14 protein-coding genes are annotated in these 20,214 nt (G+C 75.1%); 2 read left to right on the top strand and 12 right to left on the bottom strand.

What is annotated here, in order from left to right:
* Positions 1-37: 37 nt before the first annotated feature.
* Positions 38-919, top strand: a complete 882-nt coding sequence (gene ligD / locus AB0L37_RS28980) for a non-homologous end-joining DNA ligase (RefSeq protein WP_365511593.1) — start codon at positions 38-40, stop codon at positions 917-919.
* Positions 916-1,806, top strand: a complete 891-nt coding sequence (locus tag AB0L37_RS28975) for an ATP-dependent DNA ligase (RefSeq protein ID WP_365511590.1) — start codon at positions 916-918, stop codon at positions 1,804-1,806. Before ligD ends, AB0L37_RS28975 begins: the two co-directional genes overlap by 4 nt.
* Here the strand turns inward: AB0L37_RS28975 and AB0L37_RS28970 are convergent.
* The 12 genes from AB0L37_RS28970 to AB0L37_RS28915 all read right to left on the bottom strand — a co-directional run bounded on the left by AB0L37_RS28970 (position 1,752) and on the right by AB0L37_RS28915 (position 20,209).
* Positions 1,752-2,441, bottom strand: a complete 690-nt coding sequence (locus tag AB0L37_RS28970) for a 4'-phosphopantetheinyl transferase superfamily protein (RefSeq protein WP_365511587.1) — start codon at positions 2,439-2,441, stop codon at positions 1,752-1,754. The two genes, AB0L37_RS28975 and AB0L37_RS28970, sit on opposite strands and share 55 nt — an antisense overlap.
* Positions 2,441-4,006 (bottom strand): condensation domain-containing protein, encoded by a 1,566-nt coding sequence (locus tag AB0L37_RS28965; RefSeq protein ID WP_365511584.1) that lies wholly within the window; start codon positions 4,004-4,006, stop codon positions 2,441-2,443. Before AB0L37_RS28965 ends, AB0L37_RS28970 begins: the two co-directional genes overlap by 1 nt.
* Before the next feature lie 76 nt (positions 4,007-4,082).
* Entirely contained in the window at positions 4,083-5,363 is a 1,281-nt protein-coding gene (locus AB0L37_RS28960) for an ATP-grasp domain-containing protein (RefSeq protein WP_365511582.1), read from the bottom strand.
* Positions 5,363-6,169, bottom strand: a complete 807-nt coding sequence (locus AB0L37_RS28955; RefSeq protein WP_365511580.1) for an alpha/beta fold hydrolase — start codon at positions 6,167-6,169, stop codon at positions 5,363-5,365. The genes AB0L37_RS28960 and AB0L37_RS28955 overlap by 1 nt, the downstream gene beginning before the upstream one ends.
* Positions 6,166-7,977: a non-ribosomal peptide synthetase gene (locus tag AB0L37_RS28950; RefSeq protein ID WP_365511577.1), complete on the bottom strand. Its 1,812-nt coding sequence runs from the start codon at positions 7,975-7,977 to the stop codon at positions 6,166-6,168. Before AB0L37_RS28950 ends, AB0L37_RS28955 begins: the two co-directional genes overlap by 4 nt.
* A 44-nt stretch (positions 7,978-8,021) precedes the next feature.
* On the bottom strand, positions 8,022-8,285 hold the full coding sequence (locus AB0L37_RS28945) for an acyl carrier protein (RefSeq protein WP_365511575.1): 264 nt from the start codon (positions 8,283-8,285) through the stop codon (positions 8,022-8,024).
* A complete protein-coding gene (locus AB0L37_RS28940) occupies positions 8,282-10,186 on the bottom strand; it encodes an HAD-IIIC family phosphatase (RefSeq protein WP_365511573.1) in 1,905 nt (634 codons plus the stop codon). Before AB0L37_RS28940 ends, AB0L37_RS28945 begins: the two co-directional genes overlap by 4 nt.
* Positions 10,187-10,212: 26 nt before the next feature.
* Positions 10,213-11,229 carry a 3-oxoacyl-[acyl-carrier-protein] synthase III C-terminal domain-containing protein gene (locus AB0L37_RS28935; RefSeq protein ID WP_365511570.1) on the bottom strand — a complete coding sequence of 339 codons (1,017 nt, stop codon included), beginning with the start codon at positions 11,227-11,229 and terminating at the stop codon, positions 10,213-10,215.
* A gap of 80 nt (positions 11,230-11,309) precedes the next feature.
* The gene (locus tag AB0L37_RS28930; protein WP_365511567.1) at positions 11,310-12,788 is read right to left on the bottom strand and encodes a M20/M25/M40 family metallo-hydrolase; all 1,479 of its coding nucleotides are present in this window, start codon (positions 12,786-12,788) and stop codon (positions 11,310-11,312) included.
* Between the two features lie 65 nt (positions 12,789-12,853).
* Entirely contained in the window at positions 12,854-18,196 is a 5,343-nt protein-coding gene (locus AB0L37_RS28925) for a condensation domain-containing protein (protein WP_365511564.1), read from the bottom strand.
* Between the two features lie 16 nt (positions 18,197-18,212).
* Positions 18,213-19,454, bottom strand: coding sequence for an MFS transporter (locus AB0L37_RS28920; protein WP_365511562.1), 1,242 nt, complete (start codon positions 19,452-19,454; stop codon positions 18,213-18,215).
* Positions 19,451-20,209 carry a thioesterase domain-containing protein gene (locus tag AB0L37_RS28915; RefSeq protein WP_365511559.1) on the bottom strand — a complete coding sequence of 253 codons (759 nt, stop codon included), beginning with the start codon at positions 20,207-20,209 and terminating at the stop codon, positions 19,451-19,453. The genes AB0L37_RS28920 and AB0L37_RS28915 overlap by 4 nt, the downstream gene beginning before the upstream one ends.
* Positions 20,210-20,214 lie beyond the last annotated feature (5 nt).

The following is a 20,214-nucleotide window of genomic DNA, read 5'->3' as shown; positions in this document are numbered from 1 at the left end:
TTATGCGGAGATTGTCGGATTCCTATCGTATGGCGGCATGACGCCCATCACAGAAGTGGAAGGGCGGCGGATCCCCCTCAGCAATCTGGACAAGGTGCTCCACCCGGCCACCGGATTCACCAAGGGCGAGCTGCTGCACTACTACGCGACGACGGCCGGTGCGCTGCTGCCTCACCTGTACGACCGGCCGGTCTCCTTCCTGCGCTATCCGGACGGACCCGGGGGGCAGCGCTTCTTCACCAAGAACGTGCCGCCGGGGACACCCGCATGGGTGAAGACCGCCGAGGTGACCCGGTCGGACGGCATCTCGCGGCAGATCCTCGTCCAGGACCTGCCGACGCTGATGTGGGCGGCGAACCTCGTCACCGAGTTCCACACGCCGCAGTGGCGGGCGGACGCGCCGGCGCGGGCCGACCGGCTCGTGTTCGACCTCGACCCCGGGGCGCCGGCCGACATCGTGCAGTGCTGCGCGGTCGGCGTCTGGCTGCGGGAGCGGCTCGCCGCCGACGGGCTGCGCGCCTACGCGAAGACATCCGGGTCCAAGGGGCTGCATCTGCTCGTCCCCCTGGAGCCGACGCCGTCCGAGCAGGTCAGCGCGTACGCGAAGGGTCTCGCGCAGGAGGCCGAGCGGGAGCTGCCCGCGCTCGTCGTGCACCGGATGGCCAAGGCGCTGCGGCCGGGCAAGGTCTTCGTCGACCACAGCCAGAACGCGGCGGCCAAGACCACCGCGGCCCCGTACACGCTGCGCGCCCGCACGGAGCCGACCGTGTCGACGCCGGTCACCTGGGACGAGGTGGAGAGCTGCGGGCACGCCGCTGACCTGGTGTTCCTGGCGGACGACATCGCACCGCGCCTCCAGCGGTACGGGGATCTGCTCGGGCCGCTCATCAACCTCAACGCGGCCGGGCGGCTGCCGTGAAGGTGCCGGTCGACGTCGCTCTGGCGGAGTCCGTCGACGCCTTGCCGGCCGGGGGCGGATGGGCCTACGAGCCGAAGTTCGACGGGCATCGGATGGTGATCCTGCGCGAGGACGACGCGGCGGTTCTCCAGGCGCGGTCGGGGCGGCTGGTGGGGCGGGCCTTCCCGGATCTCGTCGCCGCGGCGCTCGCGCTGCCCGCCGGGACGGTCCTGGACGGCGAGGTCGTCGTCTGGCACGGCGGCCGCACCGACTTCGCGGCGGTGCAGCGGCGGGCGGCCGCGGCGTCGGCGGCCCGGGCGCGGGTCCTGGCGCGTGAGCTGCCCGCCTCGTACGCCGCCTTCGACCTGCTCGCCGAGGACGGCGCCGACCTGCGGCGGCTGCCGTACGCGCAGCGCCGGGCCCGCCTGGTCGCGCTGCTCACGCCGGTGGGCCCGCCACTCCAGGCGGTCCCGTCGACGACCGACCGCGACACCGCGCTGACCTGGTACGAGGCCCTGCCCGCGACCGGCGTCGAGGGCCTTGTCGCCAAGCGGCTCGACGGGCGGTACGCGGGCGGCCGGCGGGCCTGGCTCAAGGTGCGGCACAGCGACACCCGGGACGCGCTGGTCGTCGGCTTCACGGGGCCGCCGGCCGGCCCGCGCGCCCTGGTGGTCGTCCTGCCGGGCGACGGCTCACCGATCCTGACGACCCCGCTGCCGGGCGCCCTGCGCGGCGAGGCGGCGCGGTTGCTGCCCGCCCCCACGGGTGAGAGCGGTGTCGTCACCGCGGTGGGCGTGGGCGAGGTGACGTATCAACTCGTCGCCCCGGAGCCGGAGTTGACCCTTGAGGTGCGTCAGCGCTCCACGCGGCACGGCGCGTTCTCAGCCGAGCCGGTCAGGTTCCGCTGAGCGGGCTGTGCGGGCAGCGTGACGGCCGTCGTGAGCAGGCCCGCCGTCACCGCCCAGCGGCCGTGCAGCTCCGTCGTGGCCAGGCGGGCGGTGAAGCCGCCGGAAGCCGGGTCGAGCGCCACCTGCGCGTCATGGAAGTCCAGCCACTCGCCGGTGAGCGGGTACCAGGCCTTGAAGACGCTCTCCTTCGCGGAGAACAGGAGGCGGTCCCAGTGCACCCGCGGGTGTTCCGTCGCCAGCCGGCGCAGCGCGGCCCGTTCCCCGGGGTCCGCGATGAGCGCGCGGACCTCGGGCGGCAGCGCCTCGTGCGGTTCGGCGTCGATGCCCACCGCGCGGATCCGGGCGGTGGGCGCGACGGCCGCCGCCCGGTAACCGGTGCAGTGCGTCATGCTGCCCACCGCGCCGGCCGGCCAGCGCGGCGCCCGGTCGGGGCCCGGCAGCAGCGGCCCCGCCCGGAACCCGGCTGCCGTCAGCGCGCGCCGGGCGCACTGGCGTACCTGGAGGAACTCCGCGCGCCGTGCCGGGACCGCGTGCGCGATGTGGTCCAGCTCCTCCGGGAAGGCCGACGGCTGCCGCGGGGCCGTGCCCCCGTCGCTCTCGGCCACCGCCACGCAGGCCGGCAGGAGCCCGCGCATCACCGGACGCCGACCGGCCCGTCGGGGGTGGTGACCAGGGCGTGGACCGCGCCGAGCAGCCGGGCGAGCAGGTCGGCGGGCAGGTCGGCGCCGCACCGGTTCACATCGGCCGTGACGTGCAGGCTCAGGCCCGAGCCCGCCGTCTCGTTGAGCGCCTCGATGCGCACGGGCAGGCTGGTGTGGTCGCGCATGTCCTCCTCGACGGCGAGCAGGCCGGCGCTGAGCAGTTCGTCGCGCGGGTGGAAGCGGACGTAGTTGAACGTCACCTCGAACGGGTTGTGCCCGAGCAGCCTGCGCACCTCGGAGTGCGGGAAGCGGCGGTGCGGCAGGAGATCGTTCTCGGCGTCCAGGGCGAGCCGGCCCGCGGTGCGCCAGTTCGCGCCGGTGAGGTCGAGGCGGACCGGGAGCTGGTTGAGGAAGAGGCCGAGGGTGAGGTCGGCGCCGGTGCGCTCGGGCCGCCCGTTCAGGAGCAGGCCGACCACGGGGGTGGCCGTCTCCCAGGCCCCTCCGACGGCGGCGCAGGCGGCGGCGAGCAGCAGGCTCTTGACGGGCAGCCCCGACGCCGCGGCCAGCTCGTCGAGGCGGCGGGCGTCGTCGGCCGGGACCGGGGCGCTGACCTTGCGGTGGTCGGGGGCCTCGACGCTCGTGGTGCGCTGCGCGGGCAGCAGTCCCTTGAGCCCTTCGAAGTGCCGGGCGCTGCCGGCGTCGGCGACGGCCTCCCGCTCCAGGCGGACGAACTCGGCGTACGGCACGGGCTCGGCGAGCGCGAGTTCCTCACCGGCCAGCAACGCGGCGTATCCGCGCACGAGTTCGTTGAAGAAGACGGCCTCGCTCCAGCCGTCGAGGATCGCGTGGTGGAAGGAGTACGAGAGCCGGAACCGGCCGGCGTCGAGGCGGGCCGCGTGCACCCGCAGGAGCGGGGCCCGCTCCGCGTCGAAGGGGCGGCCGAGGCTGGCCATCGCCTCCTCGTAGCGGGCGGCGGCGCTCGTCACGTCGAGGCCCTCGTGGTCGTCGAGGGTCAGCGGGATCGGGGCGTCGCGCAGCACCAGCTGCATCGGCTCGCTGAACGTGCCGAGGTCGAAGCGGGTGCGCAGGGCGGGGTGGCGGCGCGAGAGCCGGTCGAGGGCGGCGCGCAGCACGTCGGCGTCGAGCGGACGGTTGACGGTGCGGGAGATGACGTCGAGGTAGAAGGCGCCGTCGCTGACCAGGCTCTCGTAGATCAGGCCGAGCTGGAGCCGGGCGGCGGGGAAGGCGTCCTCGGCGTCGTCGGGGACGCGGGCCCGGTCGAGGGGGCTGAGCAGGTCGGCGGCGCGGCCCCGGGCGGCGGGGGCCGCGTCGGCCAGGGCGCGGCAGGCGCCGCGCGGCGTCGGATTGCGGAACAGGTCGAGCAGGGACAGCGTCAGGCCCTGTTCCTGGGCGGCGCCGATGACCTGGAGGGCGAGCAGGGAGTCGCCGCCCAGGGAGAAGAAGTCGTCGTCGGGGCCGACCTCGTCGGCGCCGAGGATGTCCTTCCAGATCTCGGCGAGCAGGACCTCGGGAGCCAGTGTCGTGGAGCTGTCGTTCATCGTGGTGTGTCCCTCTCGGTGATGCTCGGGGTGCTCGGTGGTGTGCGGGTCCGCACGGGATACGCGGCGTACGCGGTCAGAGCGCGCCCAGGTCGGCGCCCGTGACCTCGCGGGGGCCCTCGGCGTCGAAGGCGAAGCGGTAGCGCAGGACGGCGTCGATGTCCTTGGCGATGGCGCCGAGTTCGGCGACGTCGTCGGCTTCGCCCATGACGATGTCCAGCTCCAGGGTCTGGACGCCGCCGGGCAGCGGGGTGCCGGGCCGCGCGTACGGGCGGTAGAGCGTGACGCCGGGCAGCCGCTTGACCTCGTCGGCGCCGTCGATGCCGAGGAGGGTGCCGGGGGTGCGGGGCGCGGGGTGGAACAGCTGGAAGTAGGCGCGGCCCGCGTAGGGGGCGGGCAGCTCGGGCCGTTCGCCGAGGGCGATGCGGCCGCCGAGCTCGATCAGGTCGAACCGCTGGGCGCGTACGGAGAGTTCGTTGATGCCGCCGCCGAGCCGGCCGTTGACCTCGATGAGCCGGGGCCCCTGCGGGGTCAGCTTGATCTCGGTGTGGGTGAGTCCGTCGCGCACGCCGAGCGCCTCGACGGCGCGGCGGGCCAGGTCGCGGCAGACGTCGTCCTCGTCGGCGGTGAACGGCGAGGGCCAGAACCGGCCGGTCTCGCGGAAGGGGGGCACCATCGGGAACTTCCCGGTGACGGCGAGGTCGGTGACGGCGCCGCCCTGGACGACGGCCTCGACGGACACGTAGTCGCCGAACGGGCCGCAGTCCCTGCCGTGCAGGTACTCCTCCAGGACGAGGGTGCCGCCCGCGACGAGTCCGGGCCGCTCGTCGCCGAGCAGGGATCGGGCCAGCTCGCGGCCCGCGTCGGCGTCAGTGACGTAGAAGGTGTTGCGGCTGCCGCCGCCGTGCGCGGGCTTGAGCACGGCGGGCAGACCGGTCTCGGCGACCGCGTCGTCCCAGTCGGCGAGCCGCTCGACACGCCGACAGCGCACGACGTCGACGCCGGCGGCCGACAGGGCGGCGCGCTGCTGCCACTTGTCGGTGAGCAGCCCGAGGGTGCGCCGGTCGTGGAAGGGCAGGGCGAGCTGCTCGGCGAGCGCGGCGGTCAGGTGCAGGGCGCGTTCGCTGTACGTGACGATGCCGTCGGGGGCGTGGGCGCGCAGCCGCTCGGCGGCCTCCGGCACGGATGCGGTGAGCACGACGGGCCCGAACTGGGCGAGCAGCGGCTCCATCGCTCGGGTGTGGGCGTCGGGTTCGGCGACGAAGACGATGTCGGCCCAGGAGGCGAGGCCGACGGCGATGTCACCGGGGTGCGCGGCGCCGTCCGCGTACACGACGACGAGGGTCTTGCGGGACATCAGAGGTGCCTTCCGGTGCTGAGGGCGGCACCGGCGGTCGCCGGATGACGCAAGCGGGAGCGGATCAGGGTGGCGAACTCGGCGGTGGCGCCCCGGTAGTAGAAGTGGTCGCCGGGCAGGACCGCCGCGGCGAACGGGCCGGTGGTCCAGGACTGCCAGGCGTCGAGGTGGGGGCGCTCCACCCAGGGGTCGGCGGCGCCGCCGAGGGCGAGCAGGGGAGCGGTCAGGGGGCGGGGCGGTCCGGCCTCGTAACGCGCCAGGAGCAGGTAGTCGGCGCGCAGGACCGGTATCGCGAGGTCGGCGACGTCGGCCAGCGGGGACTCGCCGAGGCCGGCGTTGCCGCCCGTGGCGAGCTCCTCGATCCAGTCGTCGCGGGTCATGGCGAGGACCACGGCCGGGTCGAGGCGCTGGAGGTCGGGCGGGCGGGCCGCGGACACAGCGACCAACTCGACGTCCCTGCCGCGCAGTTCGAGGCGGTGCGCGATCTCGTAGCTGAGGACGGCGCCGAGGCTGTGGCCGGCCAGGACGAGCGGCCCGTCGGTGTGGGCGGCGATCTCGTCGGCCGCGTCCTGGGCGAGCGCCATCAGGTCGGTGGCGTGCGGCTCGGCGGAGCGGGGCCCTCGCCCCGGGTACTGGAGCACGAGGGCCCGCTCCCCCGGGGCGCGCAGGTCGGGCAGCCACTCGCCGAGCGCGTACGCGCTGCCACCGCCGAACGGGGCGAGGACGAAGGTGCGCAGCGGGGGCTCGGGGTCGGCCTCGCGCGGCATGAACTCCCACAGCAGCGGGGTGAGCCGGCGGCGCCTCACAGGTCGACCACCGTGGCGCGTACGGGCTCGGGATCGGCCTGGGCCGGGGCGCCGGTCAGCGCGGCGGCCAGCTCGGCGATCGTCGCGTGCGCGTACAGCTGCGCGATGACCAGGTCGGGGTGGTGGCGGCGCAGCCGGGCGAAGACGGTGAGCGCCTTGAAGGAGTCGCCGCCGATGTCGAGGAAGCGTTCGTCGCGGCCGATGCCGGTGCGGCCGAGCGCCTCCTCCCAGATCCCGGCGATGAGCTGCTCGGCGCCCTCGCGGGGTGCCTGGGCGGGCGTCGCGGCCGATACGGGCGCGGCGGTGCGTACGGTCTCGCGCAGCGCGGCGAAGTCGGTCTTGCCGTTCAGGTTCGTCGGGATCGCGGCGACGGAGTGCACGGCGCCGGGCACGAGGGCGGAGGGCAGCGTGGCCCGCAGGTCGGCCAGGAGAGCGCGCGGGTCGGCGTCGCCCACGAGGTAGGCGTGGAGCTCCAACGGCGCGTCCGGCGTGGGCCGTTCGCCGGTGACGACGGCCTGGCGCACCCCGGGGCGGGCGAGGAGCGCCGCCTCGACCTCGCCGGGTTCGACGCGGTTGCCGCGGATCTTCAGCTGCCTGTCGGCGCGGCCGAGGTAGTCGAGGGAGCCGTCGGCCTCGCGTATGACGAGGTCGTCGGTGCAGTAGTGGACGCCCGCGCCGGGACCGTCCAGCTCGACGAACTTGGCCTGGGTCAGGCCCGCTTCACCGAGGTAGCCGGCGGCGACGCACGCCCCGCCGAGGTAGAGGATGCCGGGGCTGCCGTCGGGCACGGGCGCGAGGTGCTCGTCGAGGACGCGGGCCTCGACGCCGGCCAGCGGGGTGCCGATGGACAGGCGCGGGCCCGCGGTGTCGGCGGCCCGCACCCGGTGCATGGTGGCGAGGATGGTGGCCTCGGAGGGGCCGTAGCCGTTGTGGATCTCCAGGTCGGGGCGGACCCGCAGGATCTGCTCGGCGAGCCGGGGCGGGAACGCCTCGCCCGCCACCACGAGCACCCGGCGGGGCAGCAGCGCGGCGAGATCGCCCTCGGCGGCGAGCGCGGCCAGCTGCGAGGGGGTGTAGGTGAGGACGTCGGCGGGATGCGCGGCGAGGTCGGCGGCGAGCGCCCTCGGGTCGAGCGTGGTGTCGCGCGGGTAGACGTCGAGCCGGGCCCCGGAGAGGAGGGCGCCGTACACGGACACCTTGCCGAGGTCGGCGGCGAACGTGGTGGCGAGGCCGTAACTGTCCAGGCCGTCGGCGTCGACCCGCTCCTCGAACGCGGCGCAGTAGTTGAGCAGCGCCCGGTGCTGCACGACGACCGCCTTGGGCGTGCCGGTGGAGCCGGAGGTGCACACCAGGTAGGCGGTGTCGTCGGCGTGCAGCCCGGGGTCGACGGTGTACGGGGCGCCGGGCCCCTCGGCGGTGACGGTGCGCACCGGCGGGGCGGCGTCGGCGAGTCGCGGCCTGTTGCGTGCGTCGGTGAGGACGGCTGCGGCCTTGGTGGTGCCCAGCAGGGTGGCGACGCGGCGGTCGGGGTCGGTGGCCTCGATGTGGACGTAGGCGGCGCCGACGGCCCAGGCGGCGAGCACGCCGATCATGCAGCGGTGCGAGCGGTCCATCAGGGTCGCGACGATGTCGCCGCGGCCGACGCCCTGGGCGCGCAGCCACGCGGCGCTCTCCCCCGCGGCGGCGGCCAACTCCGCATAGGTCAGCTGCTGTTCGTCCTGGCGCAGGGCCGGCCGGTCGGCGGCCTCGCGCGCGGTGGCCGCGAAGACGTGGGCCGCGGTGCGCGGCGCCTGGGTGGTGCTGGTCATCGGGAGCTCCGTTCGGTGGGTCGAGGCGGATGGGGGCGCGGCGGTCATCGCTGCCGCTCCGGGTTCGCGGCGGCGATCAGGGCCGCGAGGCCGTCGACCGTCTCGGTGCCGAGGTAGGTGCGCAGGTCGAGCTTGATGCCGTAGTGCTCCTCCACGGCCGTGAGCAGACGCAGCGCGGCGAAGCTGTTCCAGTGGCCGAGCGAGTCGAAGCGGGTGTCGCCGGTGAGCTGTCCGGCGGGGACGTCGGTGACGGTGGAGATCACCTGGGCCAGGGCGGTGGGGGCCTGGGCTGCGATGTGCTCGCTCATGGGATGAGGTGTCCTTCTCGGGAGCCGGCGGCGGCCGGGGCGGTGACGGTGATCCACGGGGCGGTGGAGGCGGGTCCGGGATCCAGGGCGAGGACCCGGCGTTCGGTGCCGTCGGCGTCGGGCGCGGCCGGGGCGAAGCCGGCCTCGTCCAGGAAGCGGGCGGCGGGGCCGTTGCGCGGGGTGCGGCGCAGGTCGGCCGCGAGGCGGTCGGCGCCGGCGGCGCGGGCGGCGTCGGCGACGGCGCCGAGGACCGCGTGTTCGACGCCGCGGGCGAAGACCCGGCAGCTCATCACGGCGTTCTCGATGACCCAACAGTCGCTTTCGCGGGCGATCCACAGGGCGCCCACGACGCCCTCGTCGCCGAACCGGTCGGCGACCTCGAAGGCGTACAGGGCGTGCTGGGGCGAGTCGGCCATGCGGCGCGTGTCGGCCTCGGAGTGGCTGGTGCCGATCAGGTTGAACTGGTTGGTGCGGCCGCCGAGTTGGACGATGCGGGGCAGCGTGTACGCGTCGGCGGCGCGCAGCGTGACGCGCAGGCCGAGGCCGTGCAGATACTCCTCGGGCGAGGACTGTCCGGCGCTGAAGCGGTGGCGCTGGGCGCGCGCCCGGTACAGGCCCGTGCGTTCTTTGTCGGTGTCGGTCGTGGTGAGCGAGTCGAAGCCGCCGCGGGCGAGGATCGTGGCCGCGTGGTCGGCCGGGTCGCCCGCCAGGTGGACGACGGTGACCTCGGGCAGGGAGTGCCGGACGAGATCGCACTCGAAGGCGGAGTCGTCGGCGAAGACGATGCTGTCGAGGCCGATGTTGAGCTGGTCGGCGATCCGCCGGATGCTGTCGTCCTTGGGCCCCCAGCCGGCCTCCACGGCGACGAAGTCCGCGGCGCGGAGCAGGAGTGCGGGGTGTTCGTCGAGGACGCGGGCGACGAGGTCCGGGTCGTTCTTGCTGGCGACGGCGAGGAGGACGCCCTGGCGGCGCAGGGCGAGGGCGGTGCGCTGCACGGCGGTGTAGGCGTTGCCCGGGTAGAGCGAGCCGAGCTGGATGTTCTCCGGGCCGTCGTCGCCGAGGACGCCGCCCCACAGGGTGTTGTCCAGATCGAGGACGAGGCACTTCTTGCCGCGCCCGGTCAACGCCCTTGCACAGGCCGCCACTTCGGCCGAGTAGACGCTCTCCACGCCGGGTGCCCAGGCCATCTGCGCGAAGGCGTGCAGCCGCCCGTCGCGCAGCGGTCCCGGGTGCTCGGCGAGCAGCGTCTCCAGGTCGACGACGGCCACCCGGTCGGTGTGCTCGGCGAGGTCGAGCAGGCGCAGGTTCAGCTCGCGCCACAGCCGGGACAGGGCGGCGCGGCCGCGGTGCGAGACGACGCCGCGCAGCGCGGCCGCGGGCAGCGGCACGGTGTTCACCAGGACGGAGCCGGTGGTGCGCGCCGCGTAGGAGGCGACGGCGGCGGCGAACCGCTCCCAGCGCTCGTCGACGGCCCCGCGCAGCGCGTCGGGGTCGCCCGGGTCGGCGCCGCGCGGCAGGAACACCTCCTCGTGCACCGGGCACAGGGTCAGGTCGGCGCCGAACGCGTCGAGGTCGGTCACCGCCCCGCCCAGGCGCAGCAGTTGCTGGTCGGGCGCGGCGATCTGGAACTCGGGGGCGAAGCCGGCGGCGAGCAGCGCGACGCGCAGCGGCGCGGCGAGCTGGTCGGCGGTGAACGAGGGCGCGAGCGCCACCCGCAACGGGCGTGGCGGGTGGCCGGGCGCGCCCAGCAGGCGCGGCTCCACGGCCGCGAGGATCCGGCCGGCCTCGCGGGCGGCGGGGGTGTCGGGGCGCTCGGCGAGGCGGGCCGTGAGGCCCGGGTCGGCGGCGGCGCCGGGGGCGGTCAGGCGCCGGGCCCGGGTCAGCAGGTCGTCGTCAGCCATCGGGGGTGGGGGTCCTTCCAGGGGGTTCAGACGCGCAGCAGCGTGCAGGTCCAGTGCATGCCGGTGCCCATGCTCAGGAGGGCCACGGTGTCGCCCTCGACGAGTTCTCCGGCCGCCGACAGCCTTTCCAGGCTGAGGAGTTGATCGGCCGGGCCGAAGTGGCCCAGGGTCATGGCGAGTTCGGCGTTGGTGGCTTCCAGCGGGATGCCCAGCTCCTTGGCCAGGTCGCGGAAGGCACCGATGTTGTCGTGCAGGTAGAGCACCCGCTCCAGGGCGCCGGGGGTCAGCCCGGCGCGCGCGCAGGCCCGTTCGAGGACCTCGCGGGTGCGGGTGTGCAGCAGAGTCATGAAGTCGTACGTGGCCCTGCCGTCGCCCGCGAAGAACGTGTCCATGCGCTCGATCAGCGGGGCGATGACGGCGGGTTCGGGCTGTTCGGCGCTGAAGGGGCGGGCCGCGCCGCCGACCTCCATGCGCATGAAGTCGGCGTACCGGCCGTCACTGATCGTCTCGGTGGCGAGCCAGGCGCCGGCGGTGTGGCCGCGGCGCAGGACCGCTGCGGCGGCGCCGTCGGAGGAGAGCGAGGTGCCGGTGGCGGTGCGGTCCCAGTACGCCTCCGTGATCCGGCTGGCGGCGACGATCAGAGCCGTCCCGTAGCCGGGGTGGGTGGCGAGGCGGCCCGCCACGGTGTCGAAGGCGGTGACGCCGCCGCCGCACGCCTGGGAGATCAGGACGGCCTCCGCGCCCGTGGCGCCGAGCCGGCCCTGGAGAGCGGCGGCCGCGTCCCAGTACAGGTACTCGGGCACGTCGGGCAGCGCGAGCACGAGCAGGTCCACGTCGGCCGCGTCGAGGCGGGCCTTGCGCAGCGCGGACTCGGCGGCCCGCAGCGCGAGGTCGGTCAGGCCCTCGCCGTCGTCGGCGCGGTGCAGCCGGCGGTAGCCGAGCCCGGCCAGCTTGCGCGGGTCGGCGCCGTACCGCTCGGCCGCCTCCGCCACCGTGACGGGGCGGCCCAGGGCGTGCCCTTGGGCCACGATCCCGAATGACATGTCTCGTCCTTCCCGGGAGCCGGGGGCGGGGTGCGCCCCCGGCTCGTGTGCGGTGTGCGATGTGGGTCGCTGCTCGGCGGCTACGGGGCCGCGGTCCCGATGTCCGAGGTGTCGACGGCGAACCGGCCGATCGCCCAGGCCATCGCGCGCGTGTTCTGGTCGAGGATGGTCTTGTTGACCGCGCTCAGGACGTCGCAGGCCTGGTGGTAGCAGGGATCGAGCATCTGGCCCGCGGTGCCGCCGAACAGGTCGGCCCACGCCTGGGACTTGACGGTGTCGGAGCCCGCGTTGACGCCGCCCGCGGGGATGCCGGCGTTGATGAACGCCGAGTGGTCGGAGCGGCCGTCGAGGACCAGGCCGACCGTGGGCAGCTTCTGCTGCGCGAAGTAGCCGTTGACGAGGTCGCTGATCTTCGTGGAGCCGGCCGGCGCGGGGCCGGTCGCCGTCTGGCCGTTGTAGACCTGGCGGGCGAAGTTCGGCGAGGCGATCATCTCCAGGTTGAGGTAGAGCGCCGTCTTCGCCTTCTCGTCGGCGGTGAGCTGGTCGACGTAGTACTGCGAACCGGCCAGGCCCTTCTCCTCCGCGGCCCACCACGCGAACCGCACGCGGTTCTTCACCTGCGGGGTGTGCCGGGCGAGCTGGACGGCGGTCTCCAGGACGGCCGCGGCGGCGGCGCCGTTGTCGTTGGCGCCCGAGGTGGTGTCGACGGTGTCGAGGTGAGCGCCCATGACGACGGTGTGGTCCGCCCTGCCCGTCGGGGTGTCCGCGATCAGGTTGTACGTCTTCGTCGTCTTGTTGTTGCCGCGCAGGTCCAGGTCGAGGGTGACCGGGCCGGTCGCCGCGTCGGCGCGAAGGGCCTCGGTCTCGGCGCGGGTCAGCGTCGCGGTGGGGATGCGCGCGTCGCTCGGCGGGACCATGCGGTAGCGCAGGTTCAGGTCCGCGTTGGGCGAGTTGACGTTCATCAGCATCGCGGCGGCGCCGAGCTCGTTGAGGACCAGCTGCTTCTGCGTGATGAAGCAGTCGGTGCCCACGTCGACGAGGACGATCTTGCCCTTGACGTCCTGTCCCGCGTAGTCGTCGGCGCTGCAGCCGGTGCTCTTGCCGGCCGGCTGGGCGAGTTCGGCGCGCAGGCCGCCCTCGGGGGTGGAGACCGAGAACCGGGCGATGACGGGGTGGAGTTCGCGGGTGGCCGGCGAGACCTCCGAGCCCTTCTCGGACAGGATGTCGTAGTCGAGGAACGAGAACTCCTGCTTCCTGACCTGGTAGCCGGCCCTGGTCAGGGTGCGGGTGATGTAGTCGGCGGAGGCGTCGTAGCCGGCCGAACCGGAGACGCGGGTGCCGCCGTTGTCGACGGTGGCCTGCTGGATCGCCTCAAGACGCTTGTAGGTGTTCGCGCCGGTGACGTCGCTGGACATCGCGCGGGCCAGGGCGTCCGCCGGGATGGCGGTGGTCTCGGCACCGGCCGGCGCGGACGCGGCCAGCGGGATCAGGACGGCGCCTGCCGCCAGGGCGGCCAGCGTCCGCAGACGGTTCGGCGTGCGCCGGGATCTCGCGTTCATGTGGTGGGGCTCCTCGATGCGTGCGGTGCGGGGATGGGTCGGGTGGGCGCCCGGGGGCAGGGACATCAGTCCTCCGGGTGGTCGGTGAGGGCGGCGCCGTAGGCGTCCGCGAGGCGGGCGATCCGGTCGCCGTCGAAGAGTTCGCCGCTGTAGCGCCACAGGACGGTCAGCCGGTCGCCGTCGACGCTCGGGTAGACCTCCAGCGGGCAGGGCCGCTCCATGTCGGCCGGGCGGTCCCGGCCGACATGGTCGGTGTCCACGTCGTGCAGCACACCGGCGCCGGCCCGGAACGCGGGGGCGCCCCAGAAGGAGAACAGGACGCCCGGCACCGGGATGTCGCCGAGCGCGCGGCGCACCCGGGCGTCGGGGTGGTGGTGGCGCAGCACCTCGAAGTCGAAGCCGCTGCGGGGGACGGCACGCAGTTCGGCGGCGACGTGGGCGCGGTGCGCGGTGCGGGCGCGGCGGCCCGGCAGGGCCAGGGCGAACGGGTAGGTGGTGTTGAAGTAGCCGACGGTGCGCCCCAGTTCGAGGTCGTCGAGAAGGTCTTCGCGGCCGTGCGCGACGAGTTGCACGGCGACCTCGCCGCCGCGTGCGCCGAGCCAGGTCTGGAGCGCGCCGCCGAGTCCGCTGAGCAGCACCTCGTAGAGGGTGTGTCCGTCGGTGGCCGGCAGCGGGTGGTGGGTGGTCAGTTCGCGGGTGTTGCCCTCGGTGCCTCGCGGCCCGTCGGGGACGGTGGCGCGCTGGGCGTCCTCGTCCCAGGCCCGGTCGAGCCAGTAGCCGCCGTCGAGTGCGTCGGTGCGGGTGCGGGCCCAGTGGCCGAGCCGGTCCGCCCACTGGAAGAGGGAGGGGCCCGGGGCGCCGAGCGCCCGGTCGTCGCCGTCGCGCAGCAGTGCGTCGAGTTCGTCGGTGAGGACGTTCCACGAGTACAGGTCGACGGCCAGGTGGTGGACGACGAGCAGCAGCCGGTCGGCCTCCCCCTCGGGCGTGCGGGCGAGGGCGGCCCGGGTCACGGGACCGTGGTGCAGGTCGAGCGTCTCGTGCAGCGCGTTCGCCCGCTCGTCCAGCGCGTCGAGTGTCCGCCCCGCGGGCACGTCGCGCAGGTCGAACTCGACGACGTCCGGCGCCTGCGGGTCGGCGTACTGGCGCGGCATGCCGCCGTCGTCCCCGGTCAGCCGGGTGCGCAGCGCCGGGTGGCGTGCGGCGAGGGCGGCGACGGCGCGGCGGGCCTCGTCCAGGGTGACCGCACGGCCGAGGCCGTAGCTGACGCCGTGGTTCCAGTGGTCGGGGTTCTTGGCGCCGCGGGCCAGGAACTCCCTTTGCGGAGGTGTGAGTTCGGCCGGTCCGTCGGGCCCGGCGGGTTCCCGTACGGGCGTCTCGTCGCCGCCGCCGCTCCGCTCGGGCGGCGCGGCCGTACGGGACACGGTGGCGGCCACCGCTTCGATGGTGCGGCCGTCCAGGATGGCGCGGGGGCGCACCGGGTGGCCGAGGCGGCCGGCCTGGGAGGCGATGGCGATGGCGGCGAGGGAGTCGCCGCCGAGGTCGAAGAAGTCCTCGGTGACGCCGACGCTGTCGCGCTTGAGGTGCTTGGCCCACAACTGGGCGAGGACGCCTTCGAGTTCGGTGCGCGGTGCCACCTGGGGGGCCTGTTCGGCGCAGAGCGCGGAGGTGCGGGCGGCGGGGCCCTCGGCGGCGATCCGGGCGAGCAGCGCGCGGTAGTCGTCGAGCCAGCCGCGCACGCTGTCGGCGGCCGGGCCGCCGGGGGCGTACTGGGCGGTGGCCCGCAGCCGGTCCCCGTACTCCAGGACGGAGAGCTGGACGGGGAAGGTGGCGGCGCCCTGGCCGACGTCGAGGAGTTCGACGCCGGGGCCGCCGTCGGCGAGCGCCCGCAGCGGCTCGACGTCGCTGTTGAAGCCGAACATGGTGGCGGCGAGCGGCCGCGCCGATCCCGGCCTGGCCAGGCGCCGGATGCGGTCGGTGGGCAGGCTCTGGTGGGCGAGCGTGGTCAGGGAGGCTTCGCGGACGGCGCCGAGCAGGGCGGCGAACGGCTCGTCGGGGCGCACCTCGACGCGGACGACGAGGGTGTTGGCGTAGTTGCCGACGACGGGTTCGTCGGCGGTGGCGCGGCCGGCGGACGGCACGGCGACGGTGATGTCGCGCTCGCCGGTGATGCGCCACTGGAGCGCCACCCAGGCCGCGAGCAGCACCATGTGCGGCGTGCACCGCGCGGCGCTCGCCAACTTCCGCACCGAGTCGACGAGTTCGTCGCCCAGCGGGAGTTCGGCCCGGCCGCCGTCGCCGGTGGGGCCCGGCAGGTCGGGCTGCGGGGCACCGGCCAGGTACCGGGACCAGAAGGCGGTGAGCTCGTCGCCCTTGGCCGAGGCGAGCAGTGACCGCTGCTCGTCGACGTGGTCGAGGAAGGTGCGGTCCGTGTCCGTGCCGGGCTCGCCGGCCAGGTCGGCGAAGAGGATCCGCCAGGACCAGCCGTCGACGAAGAGGTGGTGGTGCGTGAGGAGCAGCACGTCCCGCTCGGCGTCGGCGAACCGGACGCGGATCAGCTGGTGGCGCGCCGGGAGCCGGTCGTACGGGTCGAGGGGCCTCGCCACCTCGGCCCGCAGCCGGGCGAGGAGCGTCTCGTGCCCGTCGGCGGCGGTGTGCGCGGTGAGGTCCAAGGCCAGTCGCTCCAGCGGGACGGACGCGTGCTCCGCGGGCACGACGTGCTGGCGCGGCCCGTCGTCGGTGTCCTGGAGGTACGTACGGAGCATCGGGTGCCGCCGCACGAGGGCGGCGAGCCGGCCGGCGAGGTCCTGCGGGTCGCCGGGCCGGTCGAGGAGGAAGGCCGCGGGCACGTTGTAGGCGCCGGTGTCGGGGTCGAGCCGGTCGGCGGCCCAGATGGCGGTCTGCGCTCCGGAGAGCGGGCCGCTGTCCGCGTCGGCGGCCACGACGGGTGCGGCCACCTCCCGTGTTTCGGGGACGAGTTCGGCCACGTGGGCGGCGAGCCCGGCGAGGTCCGGCAGGTCGAACAGGTCGAGTACCTCGATCTCCGTGCCGTACCGCTCGTTCAGCCGCGCCACCAGCTGCCCGCCGTTCAGCGAGTTGCCGCCCGCGTCGAAGAAGTCGTCGGCGAGCTGGAGACCCGGCTCCTTCAGAACATCGCGGGCGCAGGCCAGGACCGTGTCCTCGATGCCGAGTGCGGGTGCGGGCTCGGGCTCGGGCGCGTCGGTGGGCTCGGCCGGCCGCGCGCCGGTGGTGGCCGTGACCGTGCGCGGCCAGCAGTGCTCCTGGGCCGGGGCCGCGAGGGGAAGTTCGGCGCGGCGGCGCGGGGCCCGGCCGAGGGCGGCGGCCCAGTCGACGGCGCTGCCCCGCTCGTAGGCCAGGCACAGGATCTCCCCCGGCGACGTCGCCGCGGTGGCGGCGCGGTCGGCGAGCAGCGTGGACAGCGCACTGCCCGGCGCGAGGTCGACGACGAGGAGGTCCGTGCCCCGGTCGGCGAGGGCCGCGGCGAGCGCGTCGGCGTCCGGCGGCGCGGCCGCGGGGCCCGGCTCGGCCAGCGCGTCGAGTTCGGCGGCGACGGGGGCCCCGCCGGCCACGCGCACCGCGGCCTTGCCGACGCCGTGCGCGAGGACGAGGTCGGCCGTGACACCGGCCGCGGCGAGCACGGCCTGCGTGCCCGCGAGGGCGATGAGCCCGCGCTGCGCCGGGTTCCACTCGCCGCCCGGCAGATGCGCCTCGGCCGCGGTGACCACGTCCCCGAACGGGCGGTGGAGCTGGGCCTGTTGGCGGATCAGGGTCAGGTCGGCGTTGTCGAGATCGCCGACGGCGAGGACCAGCGCGCCGGTCGTCGCGGGGTTCGCGCTCCTGCCGTGCAGGGCCGCGTCGAGCCGGTCGAGCAGGTCGGCGCCGTCGCGCGCCGTCGTCGCGTACCGGTGGGCGGCGTGCTCGCGGCCCACGGTCAGTGTCTCGCTCGCCGCGGCCAGGTCGAAGCCGGGTACGTCGGTGGCCACCATGTCGCGCAGGGCGCGCAGTTGCTCGCGCAGGCCCTGCTCAGTGGGGGCGGACAGGACCACGGGGCGTGCGGCGCCGGTGTCGTCGTCGGGGCGCGCGGGGGCGGGGCCCTGCTCGACGACGAGGTGGGCGTTGGTGCCGCTGAGGCCGAAGCTGCTCAGCCCGGCGACGCGGGTGCCGTCCGACGCGGGCCACGGCTCGACGCGGTCGGCGACGCGCAGCGGGGTGGTGTCCAGGGCGAGCAGTTCGGAGGGCTCGCTGAAGTGGGCGGTGGGGAAGATCTCGCCGGCCCGGAACTGGGCGAGGATCCGCACGAGCCCGGCGAACGAGGCCATGCAGCCCAGGTGCCCGAGGTTGGCCTTGACGGAGGAGAGCGGGCGGACGCCGGTGAAGTCGGGGCCGAACGCGGCGGCCAGGCCCTGGATCTCGATCGGGTCGCCGATCCTGGTGCCGGTGCCGTGCGCCTCGACGTATCCGATGGCGGCGGGGCTCACCCCGGCGTCGCGCCACGCGGCGGCGACGACCTCGCTCTGGGCGAGGGGGCTGGGCGCGGTCAGTCCGGTGCTGCGGCCCGCGTCCTGGTTGACGGCGCTGCCCCGGATCACCGCGTGCACCGTGTCGCCGTCGCGCAGCGCGTCGGCAAGCCGCTTGACCAGGACGAACCCGCCGCCCTCGCCGTGCGTGGTGCCGTCGGCGGCGGCGTCGAAGGGGCGGCAGCGGTCGGTCGCGGAGAGCACGCCGAGCCCGTCGTCGGCGGCGGCGCTGTGCCGGGGCACGGCGCCGAGCACCAGCTCGTAGCCGCCGACGAGCGCGAGGTCGCTCTCGCCCCTGGCCAGCTTCCAACGGGCCTCGTGCAGCGCCACCAGGAAGGAGGAGCAGGAGGTGTCGACGACCTGGGCGGGGCCGCGCAGGTCGAGGTGGTACGAGATCCGGCCGGCGGCGTACGCGTGCAGGCTGCCCGTGGTGGCGGGACCGCCGCGCTGCTCCTCGGGCGGCAGCAGGTTGAACAGGCTGGGGTGCGGGGCCCCGTACCCGCCGACCACGACGGCCGTGTTGCTGCCGGCCAGCTCGGCGGGGGCGTATCCGGCGGCGCCGATCGCGCGCACCGCGAGCTGGAGCATGCGCCGCTGGCGCGGGTCGACGAGCTCGGCCTCGGCGCGGGAGAGCCCGAAGCGGCGGTGGTCGAACCCGGTGATGTCCTCGATCCAGCCGCCCGCCCGGTCCTCGGGGGTCGGCGCGAGGCCGGTGTCCTTGACGCGGCGCTCCGGCATGGGGCGCATGGTGTGTCCGGCGCCGCGCAGCAGCGCGGTCAGCGCGGCCCAGTCGTCGGCTTCGGGGAACTCGAACGCGACGCCGACCACGGCGAGTTGGTCGGGAGCGGCGTCGGGGGTGGCGGGGTGGGCCATGGGGGTGCCTGCCTCTTCAGCGAGGGTTGACTTCTTGTGGGGCGCGTCCGGTGATGGCGCGGGCGTCCGGCAGTGCGATCACGGCGAGGTTGGCGACGAGGACCAACGCCGCCGCGGTGACGAGCGGCAGCGCCTCACCGGTCAGGGCCGCGACCGGCGCGGCGACGGCGAGCCCGAGCGGCCGGGCGGCGAACGACAGGAGCGCGTCGTAGGAGTCGGCGCGGGCCAGCGCCTCGGCCGGGAAGTGCCGCTGCATGGTGGTCTGCCACAGCGTGTTGAGCACGCCGATGCCGAGCATGGCGATGCCGTAGGCGACCGCGTCGGTCCAGGTCGGCCAGCCCGCGGCGAAGGTGATCAGCGGCAGCGCGAACAGGGCGCCGCACAGCGAGGTCACGACCAGCGGCCGCCGCACGTTGAGCCGGGGCGCGACGAACGCGCCGATCAGCATGCCGGCCATGCCCGCCTGGTAGACGAGGACCCAGGCGAACTCGCCGCCGAGCCGTTCCACGGCGATCAGCGGGCCGAGCGTCATCAGGACGCCGGCGGCCAGGTTGGACACGCCGTGGCCGATGAGGTTGGACCAGAACCAGGGGCGGCTGCGCACTTCCTGCCAGCCGTCGGCGAGCTGGCGGAAGAAGCCGGTGCGCCCGTCGCGGGCCGGGGTGACCGCGGGCAGGCCGCCCAGGGTGACGGCGGCGCAGCCGAACACCGCGGCAGTGGCGAGGAACGCCCAGCCCGCGCCGACCGCGACGACCAGGACACCGGCCACACCCGGCCCCGCCACCAGCGCGATGCCGCGGGCCACGCCGAGGTGGCCGTTGGCCCGCAGCCGGGCCTCGGGCGGCACGGTGGCGGCGACCAGCGGCGACATCGTGGGCGTACCGAAGGCGATGGCGGCGCCGGTCACCGCGGACAGCGCGGCCAGGTCGATGATGCGTACCGACCCTGCCAACAGCTCGACACCGATGGCGAGTTGAGCCAGGCCCCGGACCAGGTCGGCGGCGAAGGCGACCCGCTGGGCGGGGAACCGGTCGGCGACGACCCCGCCGATCGGCAGCAGCGCGAGCTGCGGCACGAGTTCGGCGGCGAGCACCAGGCCGAGGTCGGTGGCGCTGCCGGTGGCCTCGATGACGGCGAGGGTCAGCGCCGTCGGCACCAGGGCGGTGGCGAGGAACGACAGGGAGCGGCCGGTGAGCAGCCGCAGGAAGCCGGGCAACTTCAGTACGGACACGGGCGCCTGGGTCTTGACGTCGGTCACGGGCGGGCCGCCAGCGCGGCGCCGAGCGTGCCGAGGAGTTCACCGGGGGCGTTCAGAAAGGCGTAGTGCCCGCCGGGCAGCACCGGGAACGTGACGTCGTCCGCGTACTCCCGCCAGCCCTTGAGCTGGTCCTGGGTGACCTCCGGGTCGTCGGCCCAGTGCAGCACGCCGATCGGGAACGGCACGTGGGTGGCGGCCTGCCGGGTGTAGACGCGGTTGGCGTCGAGGTCCTCCTTGAGGACGGCGAGGGCGAGGTCGAGCAGCTGGGGGTGGGCGATGCCGCCACGCAGCAGGGTCAACTCCTCCAGTTCCGCCCGGAGTTCGGCGTCCGTCATGTCGAGGAAGCGGTCGTGCGGGCAGTGGTGCGGGGCGACCTGCGCGGAGACGAAGACCCGCTCGGGCAGCGGCAGTCCGCGCTCGGCGAGCAGCCGCGCCGTCTCGAAGGCGGGCAGCGATCCCGCGCAGTGCCCGAAGAACACGAAGGGCCGGTCGAGGTGCGGGGCGAGCGCGTCGACGAGCTGCTCGGCCAGCAGCTCGTACGTGCCGTAGTGCGGCTCGCGCAACCGGCCCTCGCGGCCGGGGAGTTGGACCTGGCAGACCTCGACGGAGTCGTCGGGGCCGAACCGCTTGGGCCAGGCGTTGAACATGGACGCGCCGACGCCCGAGTAGGGGAAGCAGAAGACCCGGGCGGCGGCGTCGGCCGCGGGTTTGCGCAGGAGCCAGCGGGAGGAGGGCAGGGTGGTGCCGGCGGACATGGGGG

This window comes from Streptomyces sp. NPDC052225 (genome assembly GCF_040679615.1).
Taxonomy (GTDB): Bacteria; Actinomycetota; Actinomycetes; order Streptomycetales; family Streptomycetaceae; genus Streptomyces.
This window is presented reverse-complemented; position numbering and strand designations above follow the sequence as displayed.